This is a genomic window from Demequina sp., assembly GCF_016278775.1.
Lineage (GTDB): Bacteria > Actinomycetota > Actinomycetes > Actinomycetales > Demequinaceae > Demequina.
Window position 1 is genome coordinate 1 of record NZ_JADQBF010000022.1, and the last position, 5,535, is coordinate 5,535.

The following is a 5,535-nucleotide window of genomic DNA, read 5'->3' on the forward strand; positions in this document are numbered from 1 at the left end:
GCCAACCAGCAAACTCCAAGGAGACGCCGGTCCACATCACAGTCGGAACCCTGTTGGAGCCGCGCTCGTAGGAGACAACGTCGACGTCTCCCGCCCACCCTTCTGCACCGAGGCGCGTGAAGAGGACCTGGGCCTCGTCTTGCGAGAACATTGCGCGATAGGCCTGCGGGACGCTGTCCACAAACTCGACGGTACCGTCGAAGTTCGCCACGATCACTTGCTCCTGGGCGTCGTCATCCACTCCAGCGACAATGACCGCGTCGCCGCCGGACGTGATGTCGGCGACTTCCACGTAACTCCAATCCTCGACTAGCCACTCGAATGTGCCGCGACGCAGGTCGATTGCAATCAACGATGCAACCGAGGTGTCGCCCTGCATATACGTGACGTTCGCGTATGCGTACCGCCCCTCGGCGTCGGTCTTCACCGACTGAAGCCACGCGGTGCCATCGTCAGAGGGAATGTCGATGCTGACGGACGTGAAGTCGGACACAACCATCAGCGCGGGATCCTGAGGCTCGACGGTGATCATCGCCGCCACGAGTCCGGCTGGCGCTTGGGGCGATGCGTACAGGACAACCGAGTCACCCGACGCGAGTTCCTGAACGGCGAGGTCGCCGCCGGTCGCCAACCCCAGCACCACGTCTTCGCCTTCTGACGGACGGTATGCGACCGCGACCCTATCGCCAGCGCCTGCGAACGTCGCCTGGACGGAGCCAACTGCTTCTAGCACGTCGACCACCTCGCCCGACCGTGACACACGCTGGACCACGGCGTTGCCCTCGTCGTCGGCGCGCCCGACGAGCAGGTAGTCGTCCACCGCGCCGAAGGTGCGCATCTGGTCCGCCCGTTCCAGCGAGAACATCTCTGTGCCCGTGGTCGCATCGAATACCGAGACGCCTTCACTCCCCGTCTCGCCAGTCAACACGACGAGAGCCTCGTCGTCCCACGCGAATGCCGGCAAGTCGAGCGAGTTGCCGCGCAGAACTCGCACGCCGCTCTTGTCGGTCAACTCGTAGGTGTAGCCGTCGTCGACGGAGTCGAGAGCCAGGAAACTGCCGGTCATCGACGACACTCGCAAGCTCTGTCCGCGCGCCACTACCGACAGCCCGTCCTCGACGGTACCCACGTAGCCGGTCGACTCTTCGGACCCGTAGGCCACCACCACGACCTCCTCGGTTTTCGGGTCGTAGTACACGTCCGCCGTGGCGCTATCAAGGGTACGAATTCGGGTCACGGAGCCGGTCTCGTGGTCCACCGACACCACCGTGTAGTCGCCGTCCTGGTCGTAGCCGCCGATGATGGGCCCGCCGACGGAGGCGATGCTCACGCCGTCTGTGCCCAGCAACGTCGCGGGCTGGAAGATGCTGTCGCTGATGGTGACGGGTCGATCCTCGGATCCGAAGGAGGCAATCGAGTACCCCGTCACCTCGCCATCGGAGCGCGCCTCCAGCACCACCAGGTCTGTCGCCGGACCCTCGTACGGACCGTCGTCGTTGCCGCCAATGACGAAGGTGAAGGCGGCGGCGACAGCCCCGAGCAACACGACGACCCCAACGACACTCGCAATCACGATCACCCTGACGCGGGACCTGGCACCTGTTGCAGCAACGTCAGCGGGCGCTGGCACCGTTGTCTCCGGAGGCGCTGGTGGCGCGGGAGGTGGTGGCGGGACGGGAGGTGCGGGAGGTGCGGGAGGTGCTGGTGGCGCGGGAGGTGGTGGCGGGACGGGAGGTGCGGTGCTCCCTGTCAATGCCTCATCGTTCGCGTCGCTCTGCGAGTGCACCATGACAACCCCTCAATTGCACTCGCACCCTGCTCGTGCAGCCGTCGATTCGAAAGCATACTCACCAGATGTTGGCCGAAAATCCACCCACGGAGTCCATGTGCCCTGGTTTGTGTGGTGTTGTGATTGTCAGGGCTGCTCGCATTGTCCCGCGCCTGCGGAAGCCAGGCCCGCCAGGTCGCCGGGCCCCCACTCCACCGTGGAGGTCACTGAGGGAAACATGAGTTCGCTCATGTCGTCCACGTGATCAAGGCCGACGACATGGCCGAGTTCGTGCATCACGAGCGCCTTCGCCGTCGCTCGATCCGCCTCGTTACTCAGGTCATCGGGAAAGTCGGCGAGATCCAGGAGCACAGTTCCCGACCTCAAGTACTCGTCGGTGCCGTACGCGCCACGCGTCACCATGGGACCGCCCACACCCGACGTGCGACCTGCCAGATCAGCCGACTCCCCCTCGGTGCTCCAGCCGATCACCACGGGAGCCCAACGCCATTTCACTTGCTTCACAAGAGGTTCGCGGTCGAAGACGGCGGGTGCGCCTGAGTAGCCGACGCTCTCCCATACCAAGCCCGTGCGAGCCGCGACCTCGGCGACGGCCTCGTGCACCACCTCATCGGCGCCAAGCGGCATGCGGTCGGTCGATATGGCCCACCGGATCGGAATGCACGGGTCGTGAAGCACGGCGCCACCCTCGGTCACCTCGCGCAGCTTCCACTCACCCGAGGTCTCGGCGATCACCGCTGGCGCCAGCCTTTCCGGGGTGCCAGTGATCGGTGGGATGCGCACCTTCTCGCCCTCGATCACGAGCGCGTTGCGATCCTCACCCCAGTGCGCCAAGTCGGCAGGCCGCACCCCCATGGCGTACAAGCCCGCCACCCCGAGCGCTGCGGTGACGAGGGCAACGAGGAAGAGTCTGGCCGCTGCTTTCACGATCTTAGGTTCCCATGACCCAGTGAAGTTGGTAAACGGGTCATAAGTGCGAGACCATGACCCCCGTGCGCGCACTCCTCCTCGAAACACTTCACCCCCAGGCTACCGAGATCCTCGAAGCCGCCGACGTCGCGGTCGACAACCGCGCAGGCGCGCTCGACGAAGACGAACTCATTGAGGCCCTCCAGGGTGTTCACCTGCTTGGCCTCAGGTCCAAGACTCACGTCACCGAACGCGTCCTGAAGGAAGCCCCCGACCTCATCGCCGTGGGTGCCTTCTCGATCGGTACCAACCAGATCGACCTCGCCGCTGCCGCGCGGGCCGGCGTCGCGGTCTTCAACGCCCCGTTCTCCAATACCCGGTCCGTGGTGGAGATGGCCGTGTCGGAGATGATTTCGCTGACCCGCCGCCTTCCAGTGCACAACCGTCAGATGCACGAAGGCATCTGGTCCAAGTCCGCCCTCGGCGCCCATGAGATTCGTGGCCGCACGCTCGGCATCGTCGGCTACGGCAACATCGGCTCGCAGCTGTCCGTGATTGCTGAGGCGCTCGGCATGAACGTCATCTTCTATGACAACGCAGAGAAGTTGGCACTTGGGAACGCCACCAAGATGCCGACTCTCGAGTCGCTGCTTCGCGAGGCCGACATCGTGACGCTCCACGTCGACGGGCGCGCAGGGAACTCGGGCTTCTTTGGGCGCGAGCAGTTTGCAGCGATGAAGCAGGGTGCGCTGTTCCTCAACCTGTCCCGCGGATTCATCGTGGATATCGAGGGCCTCAAGGCCGGTCTCGAGTCCGGTCAGATCGGCGGAGCGGCTGTCGACGTTTACCCTGTCGAACCGAAGACATACGGAGATCCCTTCTCTTCGCCGCTTCAGGACGTGCCCAACGTGATTCTCACACCGCACATCGGCGGCTCCACGGAGGAGGCGCAGCGCGACATCGGCATCTTCGTGTCGACCAGGCTGCGCGACTACGTGCACCACGGGTCTACCTCGCTATCGGTCAACCTCCCCAACCTGTCGCTCGACCAGCAGCAGGGTTCGCACCGGATTGCGCACCTGCACATCAATACGCCTGGCGTGCTCGCCGCCGTCAACCAGGTGTTTGCAGAGCATGGCGTCAACATCGAGGCACAGATGCTCGCCACTCGCGGAGAGTTGGGCTACGTGGTCACCGACGTCTCGGCCGGAATTTCGGACGACGCGGTTGACGCCATGTCCACAATGCAGGCGACCGTTCGCCTGCGGGTGTTGTCATAAACGCGGGCGGCACACCTTTCGCGGATCTTGACCTGCCCGACGAGCTGCTCAAGGCGCTGGCCCGCTTTGACCTGACCACCGCGTTCCCCATTCAGTCGGCGACCATCGCCGACACCCTGGCTGGCCGGGACGTACTGGGCAAGGCTCGCACCGGCTCGGGAAAGACGCTTGCGTTTGGCTTGCCGATGCTCGCGAGACTGGCCGGGTCCGAGAAGCCGGGACCGCGTCGTCCGCTCGCACTCGTCTTGGTGCCCACGCGCGAACTCGCGATGCAAGTGGGTGACGCGTTGGAACCCTACGCACACGCGCTGGGCCTGTCGCATCGCCTCATCGCTGGCGGGCTGTCCATGTCCAAGCAGATCATGTCTTTGGACCGCGGGGTTCACGTGCTGGTGGCGACCCCAGGGCGGCTGTCCGACCTCATGCGGCGCGGCAATGTCGACCTCAGCGAGGTGAGAATCACCGTCTTGGACGAGGCCGATCACATGGCGGAGATGGGCTTCGCTGAAGAGATCACCGAGATCCTCGACACGACCCGCGGCGACGCCCAGCGGTTGCTGTTCTCTGCCACCCTCGACGGCGTGGTCGACACCCTCGTCGCTCGCTTCATGACGAACCCGGTGCTGCACGACGTGACCGACGGAACTGATGTGCCGAGCCAGCGGCACGTGGTGCTGTCGGTGCCGCCGCACGAGAAGTACCGGATGGCGACCCGCATCGCCGCGCGCGAGGGTCGCACGCTGTGCTTTGTACGCACCAAGCTCGCCGCCGACCGCGTGGCCGCAGACATGCGCTCTCAAGGCGTACTCGCCGTCGCGTTGCACGGCGACCGCGCCCAGAACGAGCGCAACCTGGCCATGACGGAGTTCCGCGCCGGGCGCCTGCCCGTGCTGGTGGCCACTGATGTGGCGGCGCGCGGCATTCACGTGGACGCGGTTGACCTGGTCCTACAGATCGACCCGCCCGCCGACTATCGCGACTACACGCACCGTGCTGGCCGCACCGGCCGAGCAGGGGCCGACGGCCTCGCCGTGCTGCTGTCGCTTCCTCATCAGCGAAACGCCGTCCAACGCATCCTCGACAACGCCGGAATCGATGCGGAGGAGGAGTCCTTCCGCACCATCGACGCGAAGGCCCTGCAGCGCATCGACACCCTCACCGGCGCGCGCGAGCCCGCTGGCGGGCCGGTAGACGAGCCCCTACCCGCAGCCCGCAGTGACCGGCGTGGCGGCGGTCGCCGGAGTGAGCGACCTGGGCCGCGTGGCGAGAGGGCGAGTGCGCGTGGCGACCGGCCGGGATCGCGATCCTCTGCCAGGCCCGCTGCCAGGCGCGATGACTCTTCCGTTGACCGGGAACGACTCACCGCCAAGGAGCGCGAGCTTGCCGAGCGCGAACAGGCGCTTGCCGAGCGCGAACGCAGGCTCGCGCAACTCGAAGCGGAGTCCACTCGGCCAGCCACCGCGTCGGCTCAGCGCCCGCCCCGCAGCGGGGCACCCGCTCGCCGCACACCGCGCGACGCCCAGCGCACACCGCGCGACGCCCAGCGCACACCGCGCG

General features: G+C 66.1%; 4 protein-coding genes. 2 read left to right on the plus strand and 2 right to left on the minus strand.

Features of this window, described 5'->3' with window-relative positions; all coding sequences use genetic code 11:
- Both QZZ33_RS03540 and QZZ33_RS03545 read right to left on the minus strand, forming a co-directional pair.
- Positions 1-1,573 (minus strand): hypothetical protein (locus QZZ33_RS03540; protein ID WP_291378246.1); only part of this gene is annotated, 1,573 nt, incomplete at its 3' end.
- 342 nt (positions 1,574-1,915) lie between these two features.
- Positions 1,916-2,716 (minus strand): matrixin family metalloprotease, encoded by an 801-nt coding sequence (locus tag QZZ33_RS03545; protein WP_291378247.1) that lies wholly within the window; start codon positions 2,714-2,716, stop codon positions 1,916-1,918.
- Between the two features lie 56 nt (positions 2,717-2,772).
- Between QZZ33_RS03545 and serA the strand changes: the two genes are divergently transcribed.
- Positions 2,773-3,978, plus strand: a complete 1,206-nt coding sequence (gene serA, locus QZZ33_RS03550; protein ID WP_291378249.1) for a phosphoglycerate dehydrogenase — start codon at positions 2,773-2,775, stop codon at positions 3,976-3,978.
- 134 nt (positions 3,979-4,112) lie between these two features.
- Positions 4,113-5,535, plus strand: a 1,423-nt coding sequence (locus QZZ33_RS03555; RefSeq protein WP_291378250.1) for a DEAD/DEAH box helicase, incomplete at its 3' end; no start/stop codon positions are given.

What these genes read in the sequence shown, in the direction of transcription:
- serA (WP_291378249.1), top strand. Translation starts at nt 2,773, where the DNA reads ATGACCCCCGTGCGCGCACTCCTCCTCGAAACACTTCACCCCCAGGCT.